The following is a 16,648-nucleotide window of genomic DNA, read 5'->3' as shown; positions in this document are numbered from 1 at the left end:
TATGTCGTGGCTGTGCAATACATTCCGCCGGACATTGTCTTGGTGGGCATTATCCGGGTCTGACCTGGGCAATTCCGGGTGAGAACGGGAAGACGATGCACACAACGCATTTCGTCGATACGCCGGGGAACGAGCTAACCCGACCATCGGGAGAGGCCCTGCGGCGGCATCGATGTCGGGGACCGGACGAACTGATTTCTGCGTACCTAGTGCCCTCGCGACTCCGCTCAGGTATGGTAAGCACGCTTCACGCCAGCTAACTTCTCGTGACTGGAGAATTCATGACTGCACAACCGCCACCCCCGGGGTACCCACCGCAGCAGCCTGCGGGGCAAGCACCGGATAACTATTTGGTGTGGTCCATTTTGGCAACGCTGTTCTGCTGCTTGCCGTTCGGCGTCGTGGCCATCGTCAAATCCACTCAGGTGAGTGGATTGTGGGCGCAGGGTCAGTACGCCGAGGCGCAGGCCGCAGCGGACGCCGCCAAGAAGTGGGTGAAGTGGTCGGTCATCGCCGCGGTCGTTAGTGCCGTCCTTTACGGCATCGTGCTGGCGATCATCGCCATGACCGCCGACAACTCAACCCCCGCGGCCCTGGCCGCAATGCTGTAAAGGGGCTGCACCGACGGTGACCCTCCAGCGGCCGCTCACGCTCGGTCTCGGCGCCCCGCTAATGGTCGCCGCGTCGACGACGTTGGTGTGCGCGGCCATCTGGGCAGGCGATCCGACTACCCCGGGTGGCCCGCTGCCGGTGTGTCCCACCAAGGCTCTGCTGGGCATCGACTGTCCCGGATGCGGCAGCCTGCGGATGATTTATTCGCTCCTGCACGGCAACTTGATGGCCGCCGCCAGGTTCAACGCGTTGGGCTTGGCGGCGGTCGTGCTGTTGGTGTGGGCCTACCTGGTCTGGACCTACGGCCGGGTGACGGGCCGGCGGATCAGGAGCTGGCAGCACCAACGTTGGGCGGCCATGGTGACGCTGTCGTTGGTATTGGTTTGGTTTGTGGTGCGCAACATTCCGTTTGCCCCCTTCAGCGGCCTATACGTCTGACCTCACGCCGCGGTGAGCCGAATGCGCCGCGGCGCGACGGGCGTCTAACCTTGGGCGCGATGGTGAACAAATCCCGAACGCTTGCGGCGATGCTCGCCACGGTCGCGCTCGCCGCGGTGATGACCGGTTGCATGCACCGGGCGGCGAACTCCCAGCAGGTGAGCGATCCCGCCGCGGCGGAGTTCGCCAACACCATGCACAACAAGGTCACGGCCGACGCGATGATGGTGCACCTGACCAAGCTGCAAGACATCGCCAACGCCAATAACGGCACCCGGGCGGTGGGCACACCCGGCTACGACGCCAGCGTCGACTATGTGGTGAACACGTTGCGCCACAGCGGTTTCGACGTGCAGACCCCCGAGTTTTCGGCGCGGGTCTTTCATTCCGAGAAGCCCACGGTGACGGTCGGCGGGAAGGCCGTCGAGGCGCGCGCGCTCGAGTTCAGCCTCGGCACCGGATCCGACGGGGTCAGCGGCCCGTTGCTGGCGGTGTCGACGGGCAACGGCCAGGCTTGCGCGGCCTCGGACTACGACAATCTTCCGGTGAAGGGCGCGGTGGTCCTGGTGGACCGCGGCACTTGCCCATTCGCGCAGAAGGAGGACGCCGCCGCACAGCGCGGCGCCGTGGCGTTGATCGTCGCCGACAATGTCGACGAGGAACAGATGGGCGGCACGCTCGGAGCCAACACCGTCGTGCGTATTCCGGCGGTCGGTGTCACCAAGTCCACCGGTTTGCAGCTGCGTGCCCAGCCCGGGCCGGTCACGATCAAACTGGACGCCAGCAGCCAGAGTTTCAAAGCGCGCAACGTCATCGCGCAGACCAAGACGGGCTCGCCCACCGACGTGGTGATGGCGGGCGCACACCTGGACAGCGTGCTTGCGGGACCGGGCATCAACGACAACGGCTCTGGCGTCGCCGCAGTCTTGGAAACCGCAGTGCAGCTGGGGAATTCGCCCCAGGTGCACAACGCGGTGCGGTTCGCGTTCTGGGGCGCCGAGGAACTCGGATTGATCGGATCGCGCAATTACGTCGAATCGCTGAATTCCGACGACCTCAAAAACATTGCGCTGTACCTGAACTTCGACGTGCTCGCCTCGCCGAATCCCGGTTACTTCACCTATGACGGTGATCAATCCCTGCCGGCGGACACCCGCGGCCAACCGGTGGTGCCAGAAGGTTCGGCCGGTATCGAGCGCACCCTGGTCGCATACCTGAAGACTGCCGGCAAGACCGCCCAGGACACGCAGTTCGACGGACGCTCCGACTACGACGGCTTCACCCAGGCCGGTATCCCGTCGGGCGGTCTGTTCTCCGGTGCGGAGGCAAAGAAGTCCGCCGACCAGGTCAAGTTGTGGGGCGGGACGGCGGATGAGCCATTCGATCCGAACTATCACAAGAGCACCGACACCCTCGACCACATCGACCGCACCTCTCTGGGCATCAACGGCGCCGGCGTGGCCTACGCGATCGGTCTGTACGCCCAGGACCTGACCGGACACAACGGGGTTCCCGCCGTGGCAGACCGCACCCGCCACGTGCTTGCAAAACCATGATCCGGCACCTGTGCTCGGTGTTGGTGCTGATCGGGCTGGTGGCAGGGTGCTCGTCGCCGCGGCAGGGGCCGCCGGCTGCCGCGCCGGACCTCGGCCGTGTGCTGGCCGGAAAGGTCACTGCCGACGGGATGTTCGTGCACCTGCGGGCGCTGCAGGACATCGCCAACGCCAATAAGGGGAACCGGGCAGCGGGGACGCCGGGCTACGACGCCAGCGTCGAATATGTCGCGAAAGCGTTGCGCGACAAGGGGTTCGATGTGGCCACGCCGCAGTTCGACCGGCTGTACGCGGTGTCGCCGGGTAAGCCGTCGCTGACGATCGCCGGCAGCAGCTATCCGCTGGACCAGGCCTCGCTGTTGGTGCGGACGCCGCCCGGCGGTCTCAGCGGCCAACCGGTGAAGCCCACGCAACCATCGGGGTGCGCGGCGGGCGATTACCCGGCCGCGCTGCCCGCGGGTGCCATCGCCGTCGTCGACGACGCGCGCTGCTCGGTGGTCGACAAGCAGAACAGCGCGAGGGCAAAGGGAGCCGCGGCAGTGATCGTGGTCAGCACACCCACCGGCGAAGGAGCCCCGCCCACGCTGTTCACCCCGGGCTACTACAAGCAGCTGACCATGCCGGTCGCTGTCGTGAGCAGCAACGGGGGCAGCGCGCTGTCCCACGCCACCGCACCGGTGCACCTGGTCCTGGACGCCGAGAACATCAAGATCACATCGCGAAACGTGCTGGCACAGACCAAAACCGGATCGACGAACGACGTGATCATGGTTGGCGCTCATCTCGACGGTCCGCGCAGCGGTCCGGGCATCAACGACAACGGGTCCGGGGTGGCCGCGGTGCTGGAAACCGCCCTGCAGCTGGGCCCGCTGGCACCGGTGAACAACGCGGTACGGTTCGTGTTCTGGGGGGCCGACGAGGATGGGCTCAACGGCGTCATGGATTACGTGTTCGGCCTGGATGACGAGCAGCTCAACGACATCGCGATGTACCTGAACTTCAATCTGCTCGGTTCGCCGAACGCCGGGTTCTTCACCGACGACGGCGATCAGTCCGGTCCGCCCGGACAGGGGATCGCGTCCGCCGATGTGCCCGAAGGGTCGGCCGGTATCGAGCGCACGCTGTCGGGCTATCTCAATCTGGCCGGCAAGCGGCCCGCCGACATGCCGTTGGGCACCCGCACCGACTACCACCCCTTCATGATCGCGGGGGTACCGATCGGCGGCATGAGCACCGGCGCATCGCAGCTGAAATCCCCTGTGCAAGCTCGGCTGTGGGGCGGCAAGGCGGGTGTCGGGTACGACCCCAATTTCCAAAGCCCCCGCGACACGATCGACAATATCAACCGGGAAGCATTGGCAGTCATGGGTTCTGGCGTGGCATACGCGGCAGGCAGCTACGCCATGTCGATTTCCGGCGCTAACGGCGTCCCGCTCCATGACAAGCGGCATCGGACCCGGTTACCCTAGCGGCGTTTGCTGGGCCGCTGGTTTTCGCTACGCTGTTCAACCAGCGGACCTAGAATGAGAACCCTTTGCTGCTGCCGTGCAGCCGGTCGGGATGAGGTTGGGCATGATGAACCGCGGGCAAGGTCGACTTCGGTTGCATGGCAGCCGCAGGCGCGTCATCAGCGGTTCGCTGAACGCGGCAATTGCCTGTGCAGCGACGGTGTTCGTGGTAGCGGGGTGTACGACAGTCCTCGACGGGCGGCCCTTGTCGATGCTCAACGACCCGTTCCGGGTGGCTGATCTGCTCGCCACCGACGGCCACAGCGGGATCCGCGAGAACCCGCCGCCGCCGACCGGCACGGTGATCAACACCGACAACGGGCTGATCGACAAGCTGTCGTTGCTGTCGGTTAACGACATCGAGGACTACTGGAAATCGGCGTACAGCCAGTCGTTGAAGGGCACGTTTCTGCCCGTCGCGAAACTGGTCTCCTACGACTCCAACGATCCGAGCAGCCCGATCGTTTGCCACAACGAAACGTACAAGCTCGTCAACGCCTTTTTCACGGCCCGCTGCAACCTGATCGCCTGGGACCGCGCAGTGTTCATGCCGGTCGCGCAGAAGTATTTCGGCGACATGTCCGTCACCGGCGTGCTGGCGCACGAGTTCGGGCACGCCTTGCAGCAGATGGCGAAGCTGGTGACGAGAACGGACCCGACCATCGTTCGTGAGCAGCAGGCCGACTGCTTCGCGGGGGTCTACCTGTATTGGGTGGCCGCCGGGAAGTCGCCGCGTTTCACGCTGAGCACCGCCGACGGCCTCGACCATGTGCTGGCCGGGATCATCGTCACCCGCGACCCGGTAATGGATGCCGACACCGAGAACGACGACGAGCACGGGTCGGCGCTGGATCGGGTCGGTGCCTTCCAGATGGGTTTCGTCAGCGGCGCTTCGGCGTGCGCGGGAATCAACCAGCAGGAAATCGCGCAACGCCGCGGAGACCTGCCCAAGGCCTTGCAGACCGACCCCAACGGGGACCCGCAGAGCGGTGAGGTCGCGCTCAACGAAGACACTCTGTCGACGCTGATGGAGTTGTTGGGAAAGGTGTTCTCGCCGAAGAGCGCGCCGACCCTGTCCTTCCACACAACCCCTTGCCCCGATGCGAAACCCAGTCCGCCCGCGTCCTACTGCCCGGCCACCAACACCATCATGGTCGACCTGGCGGGCCTGGCGGCGATGGCGAAGGTCTCCGACGAGAAGGAACACACCCTGCCGCAAGGCGATGACACCGCCCTGTCGATCGTCATGTCGAGATACGCGCTTGCGGTACAACACGAACGCGGTCTACCGATGCAGAGCCCGTGGACCGCGCTGCGGACCGCGTGCCTGACCGGTGTGGTGCACCGCAAGATGGCCGAACCGATCGACACCCCCTCCCACAAGGAGCTGCTGCTGACTGCGGGCGACCTCGACGAGGCCGTCGCCGGTTTGCTCACCAACCACATGGTCGCCAGCGATGCGGACGGGACCAGCGTGCCCGCCGGCTTCACGCGCATCGCGGCGTTCCGCGGCGGCGTGGCCGGCGACATCGACGCGTGCTACACGCGCTATCCCGGCTAACCAAGGCGTAGAGTAAGCAACCACTTGACCTCAGGAGGCGTCCGTGACGGAAGAACCGCCTAGCTATCCGCCCCCACCCGGCGAATCCGGATATCCGCCACCGGGACAGGGTTATTCGCCACCTCCACCGGGACCGAGCTACCCGCCTGGACCGGGCGGAAATTACCCGCCACCGGCGCCGGGTTATGCGCCCCCGCCGGGTCCCGGTTATCCGGCAGCCGTCGGCACCAATGGCATGGCCATCGCGTCGTTGGTCTGCTCGTTGTTGGGCTGGCTCTGCGGCATCGGACCCATCCTGGGCATCATCTTCGGCATCATCGCGCTGGGCAAGATCAAGCAGACCGGTGAAGGTGGCCGCGGGTTGGCCATTGCCGGAATTGCGATCGGTGCGGTCCTGATCGTGGTCGGCATTGTCGTCGGGATCCTCAGCGCGATCACCGGGAGTGTGGAGCGGGATCGCTATCACGACAGGTATTCGGGAGCTCCCGCCACGGTTCTCATCGTCGACAACGTCGATCTACCGGCCATCTCGGGCATGGCTGCCTAAATACGCTGGCGCTCAACCGATCTCGACGAGCCTTGAAACCAGCTCGTCGCCGAGGCGGCGGATGTAGCCGACCGGATCGGGATTTCCCGGCAGCGGGCCGACGTTGATCATCGTGAATCCCAGCTCGGCGTACCGTTCCACCGTCTTCAGGTAGCCGTCGACGTCCTCGAACGGGTCGGCAATATGGCCAACGGTTTTGCGGATGTCGCCGGGGTCCCGGCCCACCGTGTCGCAGTGCCGATTCAGTACGTCGACCTTGTGCCGGAGCATGTCGACCTCTCGAACCGTGCTGTTCCAGATGTCGGCATACTGTGCGACCAGTCGCAGCGTCTTCTTCTCGCCATCGCCACCGATCAGGATCGGCGGGCGCCGAATCGGTTGCGGCTCACAGATTGTCTCGGCCAGCTGATAATGCTTGCCGGCGTAAGGCCCGTTGTCGTCGCTCCACATCTGCCGGCAGATTTGCAGCGTCTCCTCGAGCATCTCGAAGCGCTGGCTCACCGGCGGATAGGGAATGCCCAGGGCCGCATGTTCGCGGTCGTACCACGCCGCGCCCAGGCCCAGCATCGAGCGGCCCCGCGACAGCACGTCCAAGGTGGTGACCGTTTTGGCCAGCACGCCCGGGTAGCGATACGTGACTCCGGTGACCAACAGGGTGAGGTCGATCGTGGTCGTTTGCCCGGCAAGGAAACCCAGCGATGTGTAGCCCTCGAGGAATGGGTCCTCGGCGGGCCGCCCGGTGTTCTCCATCTGAAGGAAATGATCGGCCAGGGTAAACATGGTCGCGCCCGCTTGCTCCGCGGTCTTTGCCGCGTCGGTCAACGTCGGACCCAGCTCGGCGGTGTCGCCGGGCAGAAAGTCGATAAAGTGCACACCTATTTCCATTGCAGCCAATGCCCTTTCAGGATTCGGTCAATCTTTCAAGCAGTGCTAACGCGTCGACGATGATGCGGCGCTCGGCTTCGGAGTAGCGTTCCTGCAACTCACGGGCCAGCCACTCCTCCCGCACTTGGCGGTCGCTTTCGGCGCGCTGACGGCCCGCCTTGGTCAACGAGACCACTTGGCGCCGACCATCTTCGGGGTCGGGTGTGCGCTCGATGAATCCGCGTTGGCCCAGGGCGGCCAGGATGGTCGCCATCGACTGAGGACGTACCCGCTCTGCGCCGGCCAGCACGCTCGCCGACGATGCTCCCTCTTTCCAGAGCCGGGTGAGCACCGCTGTCTGTGACGGGGTCAGATCGTTGCGGACCTCGACATCTCGCAGCCGACGTCGTAGGCGGCTGAACACCACTCGAATGTCTCGGGCGGCGGTTGCAGCGGATTCGCCGATGCCATCCATCACACCATCGTAAATTAGACAGTTGAAACTGTCCAGTCTGGACTGTCTAAATAGCGTCGACCGTCATGTCATGCAGACGTTGGCGAACAGCAGCACCGGCCAGGACACGATCGAGCCGAGGAACGACACCACCAGGTCGGCGCCCTGCATGCCACGAAGATGGGCGGTGTGTGTCGACGACCAGATCAGCCCGACGATCGAATAGGGGATGCCCAGCAGCACCGCGAGTGCGATCCACTCGGCCACCGTCATCTCGTAGTTCAACAACTGCCGCAGCTTGGCGATCAACCGACTGACTCCTTCCGGGTGTCTGCCTTATCGTTGCGCATATGGCAGCGTTGGCGGCAGGATTGGCCCGCATTCGCAACGGGCTCGCGCGTCCGGTTTCGGTCCAGGCACTCATCGAATTGGCCCTATGGCTCGCCCTGCCCTACCTCCTGATCGGCTTCTTCTGGGCCACCATCCACCCCGACCGGGTGCGCGAACTGCAAACGGAATGGGCGAAAGTGACCCCCATCAGTCCGGACCTGGTCGCGTTCGGCGAAGCCGCCGCGCTGTGGCCCGCGATTTTGTTGCTTCCCGCCACGTGCACGCTGCCGGGGCAGTAGCGCCTCAGCCCAACAGGCGCAGCGCCGCATCGACCGCGAGCGCGGGCACGTCGAGTGTCTTCGAGCGCAAATCGTGTCGCGCGCCGGTGATTTCGACGACCTCGGTCGCCGCGGGGATCAACGCCGCGGCATCACGCACCTCGGCCGGGGTGCCGAAGGGATCCGACGTACCGTGGGTGAACACGGTAGGCACCCGAATGGCGGGCAGGTGTTCGGTGCGGGGTCGTTCCGGCTTTCCCGGTGGATGGACCGGGTACGAAAACAGTGTCAAAACGTCGACCCCGGGCGGGTCTGCCTCGGCGACCACCATCGACGTCTGCCGGCCGCCGTAGGAATGTCCGCCCGCGATCAACGGGCCGTCGGCAAGCTTGCGGCACAACGCGATTGCCTCCTCGATTCCAGCGCGGTCGGTGGCCGCTGAGCCGGACGGCGGCCCTTTGGGACGGCGGCGCCGGTAGGGCAGGTTGTACCGAACCGCCAGCCAGCCACGCCGCGCCCACTCGTCGCAAATCCGTTGCAGCAGATCCGATTCGCGGTTGCCGCCGGCGCCGTGCGTGAGCACCACGACACCGTGCGCGGCACCGTCGGGTTGGTGCGCGATACCCGCGATCGGGTCGAGATTCACCACAGCCGGAACAGCGGCGAGACCGGGCCGTGGCCCTGGCCCAGCGGGTAGGCGGCACGCAGGCATTCGGTGACCCATCGCTTCCCGAATGCGACGGCCTCGGGAACGGTCAAGCCGTGGGCAAGTGCGCAGGCGATCGCGGCGGCCAGCGTGTCACCGCCGCCGTGGTCGTTGCCGGTCGCGATGCGCTCGGTATCGAACTCGTGGAAATCCGCGCCGTCATAGAGCAGGTCGCAACTGCGTTGCGACGAGCGTAGGTGACCGCCCTTGACCAGCACCCACCGCGGGCCCAGCGCGTGCAGTGCCTTGGCCGCCGCGCGCTGCGACTCGGCGTCGACCACGTCGAGTCCGACCAGCAGCCGCACCTCGTCGAGATTCGGCGTCACCAGCGTGGCCAACGGAAACAGTTGCGTGCGAAGCGAATCCAGGGCCGCCGGCGCCATCAGCGCATCGCCGTGCATGGACGCCGCCACCGGGTCGACAACAAGGGGCACGGTCAATCCGAGCCGGCGCCAGGTGGCGGCCACGGCGTCGATGATGCGCGGTGACGCCAGCATCCCGGTCTTGGCGGCCTGAATGCCGATGTCGCTGACCACCGCTTCGATCTGGCCGGCCACCACGTCTTCGGGAACCTGGTGAAAGCTCTTGACTCCCAACGTGTTCTGCACTGTTACCGCGGTAACCGCGATGCACGCGTGCACACCCAGCAGCGCAAAGGTGCGCATGTCGGCTTGGATGCCCGCGCCACCGCCGGAGTCCGATCCGGCGATGGACAGCACCCGGCGCGGGGTCGTACCCAGCGGTGCCAGCGGCAGGTAGCTCACTGCGTGATCGGCAGATACACCCGGTTGCCGTGCTCGGCGAACTCGCGCGACTTCTCGGCCATGCCGCTGGCAAGCATGGCTTCGATGTCCTCTTCGGTCTCCAGGCCGTGCTTGGCGGCGTAGTCGCGGACATCCTGGGTGATGCGCATCGAGCAGAACTTCGGCCCGCACATCGAGCAGAAGTGCGCGGCCTTGGCGGGCGCGGCGGGCAGCGTCTCGTCGTGGTACTCCCGCGCGGTGTCGGGATCCAGCGACAGCGCGAACTGGTCGTTCCACCGGAACTCGAAACGCGCCTGGCTCAACGCATTGTCGCGGTCCTGCGCGTGCGGATGCCCCTTGGCGAGATCGCCTGCGTGGGCAGCGATTTTGTAGGCGATCACACCGTCTTTGACGTCCTTGCGGTCCGGCAGCCCGAGGTGCTCCTTCGGTGTGACGTAGCAGAGCATCGCGGTGCCGGCCTGGGCGATGATGGCCGCGCCGATCGCCGAGGTGATGTGGTCGTAGGCCGGCGCGATGTCGGTGGCCAGCGGCCCCAGCGTGTAGAAGGGAGCCTCCTCGCACAGCTCCTCTTCCAGCCGCACGTTCTCGACGATCTTGTGCATCGGGACGTGCCCGGGGCCCTCGATCATCACCTGCACGCCATGGGCTTTCGCGATCTTGGTCAGCTCTCCCAGGGTCCGCAGCTCGGCGAACTGCGCGGCGTCATTGGCGTCGGCGATGGATCCCGGCCGCAGCCCGTCGCCAAGTGAGAACGTCACGTCGTATTGGGCCAGGATGTCGCAGAGCTCTTCAAAGTTGGTGTACAGGAACGACTCCTGATGGTGCGCCAGGCACCAGGCCGCCATGATCGATCCACCGCGGGACACGATGCCGGTGACCCGCTTGGCGGTCAGCGGCACATAACGCAGCAGCACGCCGGCGTGCACCGTCATGTAGTCCACGCCCTGTTCGCACTGCTCGATCACGGTGTCGCGGTAGAGCTCCCAGGTCAATTCGGTCGGGTCGCCGTTGACCTTCTCCAGCGCCTGGTAGATCGGGACGGTGCCGACCGGCACCGGTGAGTTGCGCAGGATCCACTCGCGGGTCTCGTGGATGTTCTTGCCGGTGGACAGGTCCATGATGGTGTCGGCGCCCCAGCGGGTCGCCCACACCATCTTGTCGACCTCTTCGGCGATCGACGACGTCACGGCCGAGTTGCCAATGTTGGCGTTGACCTTGGTCGCGAACGTCTTGCCGATGATCATCGGCTCGATCTCGGGGTGGTTGTGGTTGGCCGGGATGACCGCACGTCCGCGGGCGACCTCGTCGCGCACCAGCTCGGCGGCCATGCCCTCGCGCGCGGCGATGAACGCCATCTCGGCGGTGATCTCACCGGCGCGGGCCCGCTGCAGCTGAGTACCGCGGTCGCGGACCACGCCGGGGCGTGGCGGCAGCCCGGCGGTCAGGTCGATCGCGGCGTCCGGATCGGTGTAGGGCCCGGAGGTGTCGTACAAATCGAAGTGCTCGCCGTTGGAGAGGTTCACCCGGCGCAACGGCACGCGGGCTCCGGGAACCCCGTCGAGCTCCCGATACGCCTTCGTGCTGCCCCAGATCGGCCCGGTGGTCACGGAAACGGTGTCCACGGTGGTGGAAATAACGTCAGTCATATTTTCATCTCCCTACGCCGGCATTACCCGGTCAGGTTCGTACGGTCGACGGCCCCAAGCCGTCCTCTCAGCACACTCGGCGTGCGCTCCCGCGGTTGTTTACTTTTTCGGTGGCTAAACGCCCGTAGGCGACGTTACCCCCACCCCGGGGCATCCGCGCCGCACGGGAGCGCCCAAGCGGTCCAGATTGCGAAAATATCCACCGGACCTCGCCACGGAATCGGCTCCAATCAGCGGATCGCTCTTCCGTCAATTTCCCGCAGCGAGATGATGAAGGACGTGCAGCAGCCCAAGCAAGCGGGCGCCGCGACATTCACCCGGACTCGGCAACAGCCGACGAGGGGGGCCGGGGGCGCCGCGAATTCATATCTGAACATCGGCAGCTTCAAATTCTGGTTCGACGGAGAACGCTGGGAGTGGTCCGACGAGGTCGCGCGGATGCACGGCTACGAGCCGGGAACGGTCGCACCGACGACGAAACTGATGTTGTCCCACAAACATCCCGACGACCGGGCGCACGTCCGCGATCTGCTCCATCATGCGTTGCACTCCGGGGAGTCTTTCTCCAGTCGTCACCGCTTTGTCGACACATCCGGCGCGGTGCACGATGCGATCGTCGTGGCGGATCGCATCGTGGACGACGAATCGGGTGCGGTGCGGGGAACGGCGGGCTACTACATCGACTTGAGCGGCATCGACGAAGCCCGTCACGAAATCCGCCAGGAAGTTCTCGACGAGGCGCTGCCGGATCTGTTCGAAAACCGGTCGGCTATCGAGCAGGCCAAGGGCGCGATGATGGCCATCTACCGGATCAGCCCCGACCAGGCGTTTCGGGTGCTGCAGTGGCGTTCGCAAGAAACCAACATCAAGCTGCGCACGCTGGCCAAGCGACTGGTCCAGGAGGTCAGCGACCTGCCGCCGATGTCAGCGGCGGTTCAGAGCCAGGTCGACCATCTGCTGCTGACGATTCACGAGCGCATCCGCGCAGACGGTGGCTAGACCTCTTCCATCGCTTCGCCGATTTCTTCCAGCAGCCGGTTGTGGTGGTTGCTGGCCAGTATGTGTCCGGCGGCGATGACCAGGGCGACCGGCCAGTCGATCAGTTCGAGTGCGGCCAGGGCGGCCAGGCCGCCGTAGTAGGCCAGCTGTTCGGGTCGCGGAATCTCGGTCTGCCCGATCACGGGCAGCTTCACCACGAAGGTTTCGCCTGCGCGAATTTTCTCCACCGCTTCGCGTTGAGATGTTGCACGGCGAGTTTTCTTTTCCGCCATCATTTGCCTTTCAGTAACGAAGGGTTTCCCAACTCGCCGGGTGACTTGGTCACCGTCGGTCTATGTCGACGACCGACTCCCTGGCCGATCCGATATTTTCCTCTGTTGCCTCGGTGCTCCGCGTGCCGTTGCTCGAACTCTATGCGCTGCTGTGGCGCGTCGGGATCGTGGAGATCGTCCAGCCCGATCGGACGCATCGCAGGCCACCGCGCTTTTCGTCGCGAGTGATTTCGCGACCCCGGGCGACGATCTGCCCCGACCCGTCAGCACACGCTGCCGGGCGGCCGCATGGCCGGCCGCAACGCGCCTCCGCGTAAGACCCCTCTAGGTGGTGTTGCGCAACTAGTTGGTGCTGCGCAACGCCGCGGCCCCGGCGCGACGTCCGGCCGTCTTCTTGGCCGGGGCCTTGGTAGCGGACTTCGACGGCGCGGACTTTTGCGGCGCCGACTCGGTCGGCACCGGCTTGAGCTGGGCCTTCGACGGGCCGCCAGGTTTGTGGCTGAGCCGGTGCAACACCAGCGCGCCGCCGCCGACCGCCAACAGCAGCGGCCACTCGACGAGCCCGGCCACGCCCAACGCGCCGATGGCCAGTGCGGCCGCCGGGGTCGAGTGGCTGCCCGAGTTGATACCCCGCTTGATGCCCTCGGCCGCGCCGGTTACCCCACCGACGATTCCATTGATTGCCGCGCCTCCGACGGCGCCCGCAGCGGCGGTGGTGGCATCCGCCGCGCGATTGACAGTTTTGCCCGCGTTACGGACTGCCCCTCCGACGACACCCATGATGACTCCCTGGATCCTTGGTCGCTCTGGCTGCAAACCGCGTAGCAACATGTATACCCGCCGAACGGGAAGTTAACAGCAGTCACGAAAATTGTGCACGTATCTAACAACGCAAAATGCTGCCACGTCGGAAACGTACTCACAACGCGAAGTCGTCCGGAATTTGTGCGGTTATCCGGGATTCAAGTCGACCAATACCGGCGCGTGATCGCTGGGCGCCTTGCCTTTGCGCTCGTCCCGGACAATCTGCGCATCGCTGACCCGCCCGGCCAGTGCCGGTGAGGCGAGGATGAAGTCGATGCGCATACCTTGCTTTTTCGGGAACCGGAGCTGGGTGTAATCCCAATAGGTATAGACGCCGGGGCCCGGCGTGAATGGCCGTACTACGTCGGTGAATTGCGCGTCGACAATCGCGTTGAACGCCCGGCGTTCGGGCTCGGACACATGCGTGGCGCCGACGAAGAATTCGGTGCTCCAGACGTCGTCGTCGGTCGGTGCGATGTTCCAGTCGCCGACCATTGCGATCTGAGCGGTGGGATCGTCGTGCAGCCAGCCGGCGGCCGTATCGCGCAGGGCGGCAAGCCATTCCAGCTTGTAGGTGTAGTGCGGGTCGGCCAGGGTGCGGCCGTTGGGCACGTAGAGACTCCACACCCGGACGCCGCCGCAGGTCGCCCCCAGGGCGCGGGCTTCGGCGGTTGCGGCCACTTCCGGCTTGCTGCTCCAGGTGGGCTGGCCGTCGAATCCGACCTGCACGTTGTCCAGGCCCACGCGAGACGCGATCGCCACGCCGTTCCACTGGTTGAAGCCGACGTGGGCGACCTCGTAGCCGAGTTCCACGAAGGGCAGGGCGGGGAACTGGCTGTCGGAGCACTTGGTCTCCTGCATGGCCAACACGTCGACCTCGGCGCGGGCCAGCCAATCGGTGACGCGGTCCAGGCGGGTGCGAATCGAGTTGACGTTCCAGGTCGCTAGTCGCACAGCTAGACGCTATCCCAGCCGCCCGACCGGGCGTCGAAGTAGCGACGGCGGTGGTGTCGTCGGAAGCCGAGGTTGTCGGCGAGGCCGGCGGTGGCCGTATCGCCCTGGGCGACCGCGATGTATGCGCGGGTGGCGCCGTGGCTCGCACCCCAGACCAACAGGTCTTCGCGGGGTGCCGAAAGGCCCACCCAGCGGGTGCCGTCGGGCGCATCGGTCACGGCCGCACCCGGTGGCGCGGCCGACGGGTCGGGCTCCCGTGCGGCCAGGTCACCCAGGTCGCGGACCAACACGCGCTCGGTGTGATCGGCCACCGCGGTGCGCGGCGGGGTCAGCAAGCGGTCCGGGATGGCCAGCAGCGCGGACCGGCCGCGACGGTCGTACCAGGCGACGATCGCCGGGACTGAGCTGAACCGGGCGGAAATATCCAGTGGCACTGCCGAATTCGGGGCCAGGCCGGCTTCGCCGAACCGCAGCAGCCAGCCGTCCAGCCAGGCGTGCGCTGGGCCGGGCCAGGCCGCCGCGGCGGCGCATTCCAGCGCGCGGATCGCCGACGTGCGCACCGGTGCGTCGGTCAGCACCCGCAGGGCCACCACATCGGCGGCCGCGAATTCGGCGACCGCCCCCGTCTTCGTCCGCACCCGCACTACCGGATCCACCGCCAGCAGGTGCCCGACCGCATCCGTGAGCGGCGGAACCGATCCGGCCGGACGCCGGTAGCGAACCGTCACCCGGGTTCCGAGGCTCGGCCACGAGACCATCAGTGACCGAACGGATCCGGTCCCTCGCCGGGCATCCACGACAGCCCGGGCACACCCCAGCCGTGGGATTTGACGGTGCGCTTCGCGGCGCGGGCGTGCCGTCCGATCAGGCGGTCCAGGTAGAGGAAGCCGTCCAGGTGGCCCGTCTCGTGCTGCAGCATCCGGGCGAACAGTCCGGTGCCCTCGATGGTGATCGGTTTGCCGTCGGCGTCCAGCCCGGTCACTCGCGCCCACTTCGCGCGCCCGGTGGGAAACGACTCACCGGGAACCGACAGGCACCCCTCGTCGTCGTCGCTCGGGTCGGGCATGGTCTCGGGTATCTCGGAGGTTTCCAGGATCGGGTTGACGATCACACCGCGGCGGCGCTCGGTCATGCCGCGGTCGTCGGCACAGTCGTAGACGAACAGCCGCAGGCCGTGTCCGATCTGATTGGCGGCCAGCCCGACGCCGTGGGCGGCGTCCATGGTGTCGTACAGGTCGGAGATCAACCCGGCGAGGTCTGCCGGCAGCGAACCGTCGGCATCGACGGGCACCGGTGTGGTCGGTGTATGCAACACCGGATCGCCCACGATGCGGATTGGTACGACTGCCATGGTCGGCTAGCTTAAGGGGCCGCGAAGTAAGCAATGAAGGCAATCCGCCGACTCGCGGGTCTGGATGAGCGCTTGAGGGTTCGCGGCGTGATTCAATATTCGCCGAAACATGCCCCGGTGTAAGTCAAGTCAGTAGAGCTACACGGAATTCGGCGGAAGGGTCCAGGGGAAGCGATATGGACAGCGCCATGGCGCGGGCAAATCGATCGGGGGACGATGCTGAAATCGCCGATGGGCTGACCCGACGCGAACACGACATCCTGGCCTTCGAGCGTCAGTGGTGGAAGTTCGCCGGTGTCAAGGAAGACGCGATCAAAGAATTGTTCTCGATGTCGGCAACGCGGTACTACCAAGTGCTGAACGCGCTAGTGGATCGGCCGGAGGCGCTGGCCGCCGACCCGATGCTGGTGAAGCGGTTGCGGCGGTTGCGGGCCAGCCGTCAGAAAGCGCGCGCAGCGCGGCGCCTCGGCTTCGAGGTGACCTGACTAGCTACAGTAGGGCTCGATGAAAGAGCGTGTTCCCGATTCCACGGGGCTCCCACTGCGGGCCATGGTGATGGTGCTGTTGTTTCTCGGCGTCATCTTTTTGCTGCTCGGCTGGCAGGCTCTGAGCTCCTCCGGGAAGTCCGACGACGACTCGGCCTCGTCGGCCTCGAGCGCGACCAGCACCAGCAGCACCGCCGCGTCGACCTCGACGAGTCCGAAGCCCACGGCCACCGATGCCGACATCCACGTGTTCAACATCTCCGGCAAAGAAGGCGTTGCCGCGCACACCGCGGACCAACTGAAGGCCGCCAACTTCAAGGTCATCGACGTCGGGAATCTGACGTTGCCCGAAGTGACCGCCACGACCGTGTACTTCACCGACGCGGGTAGCGAGCACGCCACCGCGGACGCGGTCGGCAAAAACCTGGGCGCGCCGGTCGAACCGCGCATCCCCGCGCTTAGCGGAGAACCGCCCGGCGTAATCGTCTTGGTCGCGGGCTGACTCGGAGTCGTGAGCCGGGT

Annotated in this window: 22 protein-coding genes and 1 riboswitch; of the genes, 11 read left to right on the top strand and 11 right to left on the bottom strand. The window is 65.9% G+C overall.

Annotation, left to right across the window (positions count from 1 at the left end; genetic code table 11):
- Window positions 1-281: 281 nt before the first annotated feature.
- From SKC41_RS04195 to SKC41_RS04170, 6 genes are all read left to right on the top strand, one after another.
- Window positions 282-611, top strand: coding sequence for a CD225/dispanin family protein (locus SKC41_RS04195; RefSeq protein ID WP_330976458.1), 330 nt, complete (start codon window positions 282-284; stop codon window positions 609-611).
- Between the two features lie 61 nt (window positions 612-672).
- Window positions 673-1,050: a DUF2752 domain-containing protein gene (locus SKC41_RS04190; RefSeq protein ID WP_330978746.1), complete on the top strand. Its 378-nt coding sequence runs from the start codon at window positions 673-675 to the stop codon at window positions 1,048-1,050.
- A gap of 59 nt (window positions 1,051-1,109) precedes the next feature.
- The gene (locus tag SKC41_RS04185) at window positions 1,110-2,606 is read left to right on the top strand and encodes a M28 family metallopeptidase (protein WP_330976457.1); all 1,497 of its coding nucleotides are present in this window, start codon (window positions 1,110-1,112) and stop codon (window positions 2,604-2,606) included.
- Window positions 2,603-4,072 (top strand): M28 family peptidase, encoded by a 1,470-nt coding sequence (locus tag SKC41_RS04180; RefSeq protein ID WP_330976456.1) that lies wholly within the window; start codon window positions 2,603-2,605, stop codon window positions 4,070-4,072. Before SKC41_RS04185 ends, SKC41_RS04180 begins: the two co-directional genes overlap by 4 nt.
- 103 nt (window positions 4,073-4,175) lie before the next feature.
- The gene (locus SKC41_RS04175; RefSeq protein WP_330976455.1) at window positions 4,176-5,672 is read left to right on the top strand and encodes a peptidase; all 1,497 of its coding nucleotides are present in this window, start codon (window positions 4,176-4,178) and stop codon (window positions 5,670-5,672) included.
- Window positions 5,673-5,715: 43 nt separating this feature from the next.
- Window positions 5,716-6,219: a DUF4190 domain-containing protein gene (locus tag SKC41_RS04170; RefSeq protein ID WP_330976454.1), complete on the top strand. Its 504-nt coding sequence runs from the start codon at window positions 5,716-5,718 to the stop codon at window positions 6,217-6,219.
- Window positions 6,220-6,231: 12 nt separating this feature from the next.
- Here SKC41_RS04170 and SKC41_RS04165 read toward each other — a convergent pair whose 3' ends face one another.
- From SKC41_RS04165 to SKC41_RS04155, 3 genes are all read right to left on the bottom strand, one after another.
- Window positions 6,232-7,104 carry an LLM class F420-dependent oxidoreductase gene (locus SKC41_RS04165; RefSeq protein WP_330976453.1) on the bottom strand — a complete coding sequence of 291 codons (873 nt, stop codon included), beginning with the start codon at window positions 7,102-7,104 and terminating at the stop codon, window positions 6,232-6,234.
- A 16-nt stretch (window positions 7,105-7,120) separates the two neighbouring features.
- The gene (locus tag SKC41_RS04160; protein ID WP_330976452.1) at window positions 7,121-7,558 is read right to left on the bottom strand and encodes a MarR family winged helix-turn-helix transcriptional regulator; all 438 of its coding nucleotides are present in this window, start codon (window positions 7,556-7,558) and stop codon (window positions 7,121-7,123) included.
- Window positions 7,559-7,621: 63 nt separating this feature from the next.
- On the bottom strand, window positions 7,622-7,810 hold the full coding sequence (locus tag SKC41_RS04155) for a hypothetical protein (RefSeq protein WP_442931660.1): 189 nt from the start codon (window positions 7,808-7,810) through the stop codon (window positions 7,622-7,624).
- Between the two features lie 77 nt (window positions 7,811-7,887).
- Here SKC41_RS04155 and SKC41_RS04150 point away from each other — a divergent pair, with 77 nt between their 5' ends.
- Window positions 7,888-8,166 (top strand): hypothetical protein, encoded by a 279-nt coding sequence (locus SKC41_RS04150; protein WP_330976450.1) that lies wholly within the window; start codon window positions 7,888-7,890, stop codon window positions 8,164-8,166.
- 4 nt (window positions 8,167-8,170) lie between these two features.
- Here the strand turns inward: SKC41_RS04150 and SKC41_RS04145 are convergent, their stop codons facing one another.
- The 3 genes from SKC41_RS04145 to thiC form a co-directional block, all read right to left on the bottom strand.
- Entirely contained in the window at window positions 8,171-8,791 is a 621-nt protein-coding gene (locus SKC41_RS04145) for an alpha/beta hydrolase family protein (RefSeq protein WP_330978745.1), read from the bottom strand.
- The gene (gene thiD, locus SKC41_RS04140; RefSeq protein WP_330976449.1) at window positions 8,788-9,615 is read right to left on the bottom strand and encodes a bifunctional hydroxymethylpyrimidine kinase/phosphomethylpyrimidine kinase; all 828 of its coding nucleotides are present in this window, start codon (window positions 9,613-9,615) and stop codon (window positions 8,788-8,790) included. Before thiD ends, SKC41_RS04145 begins: the two co-directional genes overlap by 4 nt.
- On the bottom strand, window positions 9,612-11,261 hold the full coding sequence (thiC, locus tag SKC41_RS04135; RefSeq protein ID WP_442931557.1) for a phosphomethylpyrimidine synthase ThiC: 1,650 nt from the start codon (window positions 11,259-11,261) through the stop codon (window positions 9,612-9,614). Before thiC ends, thiD begins: the two co-directional genes overlap by 4 nt.
- Window positions 11,254-11,364, bottom strand: a riboswitch (TPP riboswitch). Its footprint overlaps the gene before it by 8 nt.
- A 167-nt stretch (window positions 11,365-11,531) precedes the next feature.
- Between thiC and SKC41_RS04130 the strand changes: the two genes are divergently transcribed.
- Window positions 11,532-12,260 carry a PAS and ANTAR domain-containing protein gene (locus SKC41_RS04130; protein ID WP_442931556.1) on the top strand — a complete coding sequence of 243 codons (729 nt, stop codon included), beginning with the start codon at window positions 11,532-11,534 and terminating at the stop codon, window positions 12,258-12,260.
- On the opposite strand, the gene SKC41_RS04125 is transcribed toward SKC41_RS04130, so the two are convergent.
- The gene (locus SKC41_RS04125) at window positions 12,257-12,532 is read right to left on the bottom strand and encodes a hypothetical protein (RefSeq protein ID WP_090608412.1); all 276 of its coding nucleotides are present in this window, start codon (window positions 12,530-12,532) and stop codon (window positions 12,257-12,259) included. The two genes, SKC41_RS04130 and SKC41_RS04125, sit on opposite strands and share 4 nt — an antisense overlap.
- 62 nt (window positions 12,533-12,594) lie before the next feature.
- Here SKC41_RS04125 and SKC41_RS04120 point away from each other — a divergent pair, with 62 nt between their 5' ends.
- Window positions 12,595-12,849 (top strand): Rv1535 domain-containing protein, encoded by a 255-nt coding sequence (locus SKC41_RS04120; RefSeq protein WP_090599496.1) that lies wholly within the window; start codon window positions 12,595-12,597, stop codon window positions 12,847-12,849.
- A 25-nt stretch (window positions 12,850-12,874) separates the two neighbouring features.
- Here the strand turns inward: SKC41_RS04120 and SKC41_RS04115 are convergent, their stop codons facing one another.
- From SKC41_RS04115 to SKC41_RS04100, 4 genes are all read right to left on the bottom strand, one after another.
- A complete protein-coding gene (locus SKC41_RS04115; RefSeq protein ID WP_330976448.1) occupies window positions 12,875-13,312 on the bottom strand; it encodes a hypothetical protein in 438 nt (145 codons plus the stop codon).
- A 171-nt stretch (window positions 13,313-13,483) separates the two neighbouring features.
- Window positions 13,484-14,290, bottom strand: coding sequence for an exodeoxyribonuclease III (locus SKC41_RS04110; RefSeq protein ID WP_330976447.1), 807 nt, complete (start codon window positions 14,288-14,290; stop codon window positions 13,484-13,486).
- Window positions 14,291-14,292: 2 nt separating this feature from the next.
- A complete protein-coding gene (locus tag SKC41_RS04105; protein WP_330976446.1) occupies window positions 14,293-15,048 on the bottom strand; it encodes a GNAT family N-acetyltransferase, cg3035/Rv0428c family in 756 nt (251 codons plus the stop codon).
- Window positions 15,048-15,641 carry a peptide deformylase gene (locus tag SKC41_RS04100; RefSeq protein ID WP_330976445.1) on the bottom strand — a complete coding sequence of 198 codons (594 nt, stop codon included), beginning with the start codon at window positions 15,639-15,641 and terminating at the stop codon, window positions 15,048-15,050. The genes SKC41_RS04105 and SKC41_RS04100 overlap by 1 nt, the downstream gene beginning before the upstream one ends.
- 176 nt (window positions 15,642-15,817) lie before the next feature.
- Between SKC41_RS04100 and SKC41_RS04095 the strand changes: the two genes are divergently transcribed.
- On the top strand, window positions 15,818-16,126 hold the full coding sequence (locus tag SKC41_RS04095) for a DUF3263 domain-containing protein (RefSeq protein ID WP_003873790.1): 309 nt from the start codon (window positions 15,818-15,820) through the stop codon (window positions 16,124-16,126).
- Between the two features lie 19 nt (window positions 16,127-16,145).
- Window positions 16,146-16,628 (top strand): LytR C-terminal domain-containing protein, encoded by a 483-nt coding sequence (locus tag SKC41_RS04090; protein WP_330976444.1) that lies wholly within the window; start codon window positions 16,146-16,148, stop codon window positions 16,626-16,628.
- Window positions 16,629-16,648 lie beyond the last annotated feature (20 nt).

This window comes from Mycobacterium sp. 050128 (assembly GCF_036409155.1).
GTDB lineage: Bacteria > Actinomycetota > Actinomycetes > Mycobacteriales > Mycobacteriaceae > Mycobacterium.
This window is presented reverse-complemented; position numbering and strand designations above follow the sequence as displayed.

Bases quoted from the DNA above. Each gene is read 5' to 3' on its own strand.
- SKC41_RS04195 (WP_330976458.1), top strand. From the start codon at position 282: ATGACTGCACAACCGCCACCCCCGGGGTACCCACCGCAGCAGCCTGCG.
- SKC41_RS04190 (WP_330978746.1), top strand. From the start codon at position 673: ATGGTCGCCGCGTCGACGACGTTGGTGTGCGCGGCCATCTGGGCAGGC.
- SKC41_RS04185 (WP_330976457.1), top strand. From the start codon at position 1,110: ATGGTGAACAAATCCCGAACGCTTGCGGCGATGCTCGCCACGGTCGCG.
- SKC41_RS04180 (WP_330976456.1), top strand. From the start codon at position 2,603: ATGATCCGGCACCTGTGCTCGGTGTTGGTGCTGATCGGGCTGGTGGCA.
- SKC41_RS04175 (WP_330976455.1), top strand. From the start codon at position 4,176: ATGATGAACCGCGGGCAAGGTCGACTTCGGTTGCATGGCAGCCGCAGG.
- SKC41_RS04165 (WP_330976453.1), bottom strand. From the start codon at position 7,104: ATGGAAATAGGTGTGCACTTTATCGACTTTCTGCCCGGCGACACCGCC.
- SKC41_RS04160 (WP_330976452.1), bottom strand. From the start codon at position 7,558: ATGGATGGCATCGGCGAATCCGCTGCAACCGCCGCCCGAGACATTCGA.
- SKC41_RS04155 (WP_442931660.1), bottom strand. From the start codon at position 7,810: ATGACGGTGGCCGAGTGGATCGCACTCGCGGTGCTGCTGGGCATCCCC.
- SKC41_RS04150 (WP_330976450.1), top strand. From the start codon at position 7,888: ATGGCAGCGTTGGCGGCAGGATTGGCCCGCATTCGCAACGGGCTCGCG.
- thiC (WP_442931557.1), bottom strand. From the start codon at position 11,261: ATGACTGACGTTATTTCCACCACCGTGGACACCGTTTCCGTGACCACC.
- SKC41_RS04130 (WP_442931556.1), top strand. From the start codon at position 11,532: ATGAAGGACGTGCAGCAGCCCAAGCAAGCGGGCGCCGCGACATTCACC.
- SKC41_RS04125 (WP_090608412.1), bottom strand. From the start codon at position 12,532: ATGGCGGAAAAGAAAACTCGCCGTGCAACATCTCAACGCGAAGCGGTG.
- SKC41_RS04120 (WP_090599496.1), top strand. From the start codon at position 12,595: ATGTCGACGACCGACTCCCTGGCCGATCCGATATTTTCCTCTGTTGCC.
- SKC41_RS04115 (WP_330976448.1), bottom strand. From the start codon at position 13,312: ATGGGTGTCGTCGGAGGGGCAGTCCGTAACGCGGGCAAAACTGTCAAT.
- SKC41_RS04105 (WP_330976446.1), bottom strand. From the start codon at position 15,048: ATGGTCTCGTGGCCGAGCCTCGGAACCCGGGTGACGGTTCGCTACCGG.
- SKC41_RS04100 (WP_330976445.1), bottom strand. From the start codon at position 15,641: ATGGCAGTCGTACCAATCCGCATCGTGGGCGATCCGGTGTTGCATACA.
- SKC41_RS04095 (WP_003873790.1), top strand. From the start codon at position 15,818: ATGGACAGCGCCATGGCGCGGGCAAATCGATCGGGGGACGATGCTGAA.
- SKC41_RS04090 (WP_330976444.1), top strand. From the start codon at position 16,146: ATGAAAGAGCGTGTTCCCGATTCCACGGGGCTCCCACTGCGGGCCATG.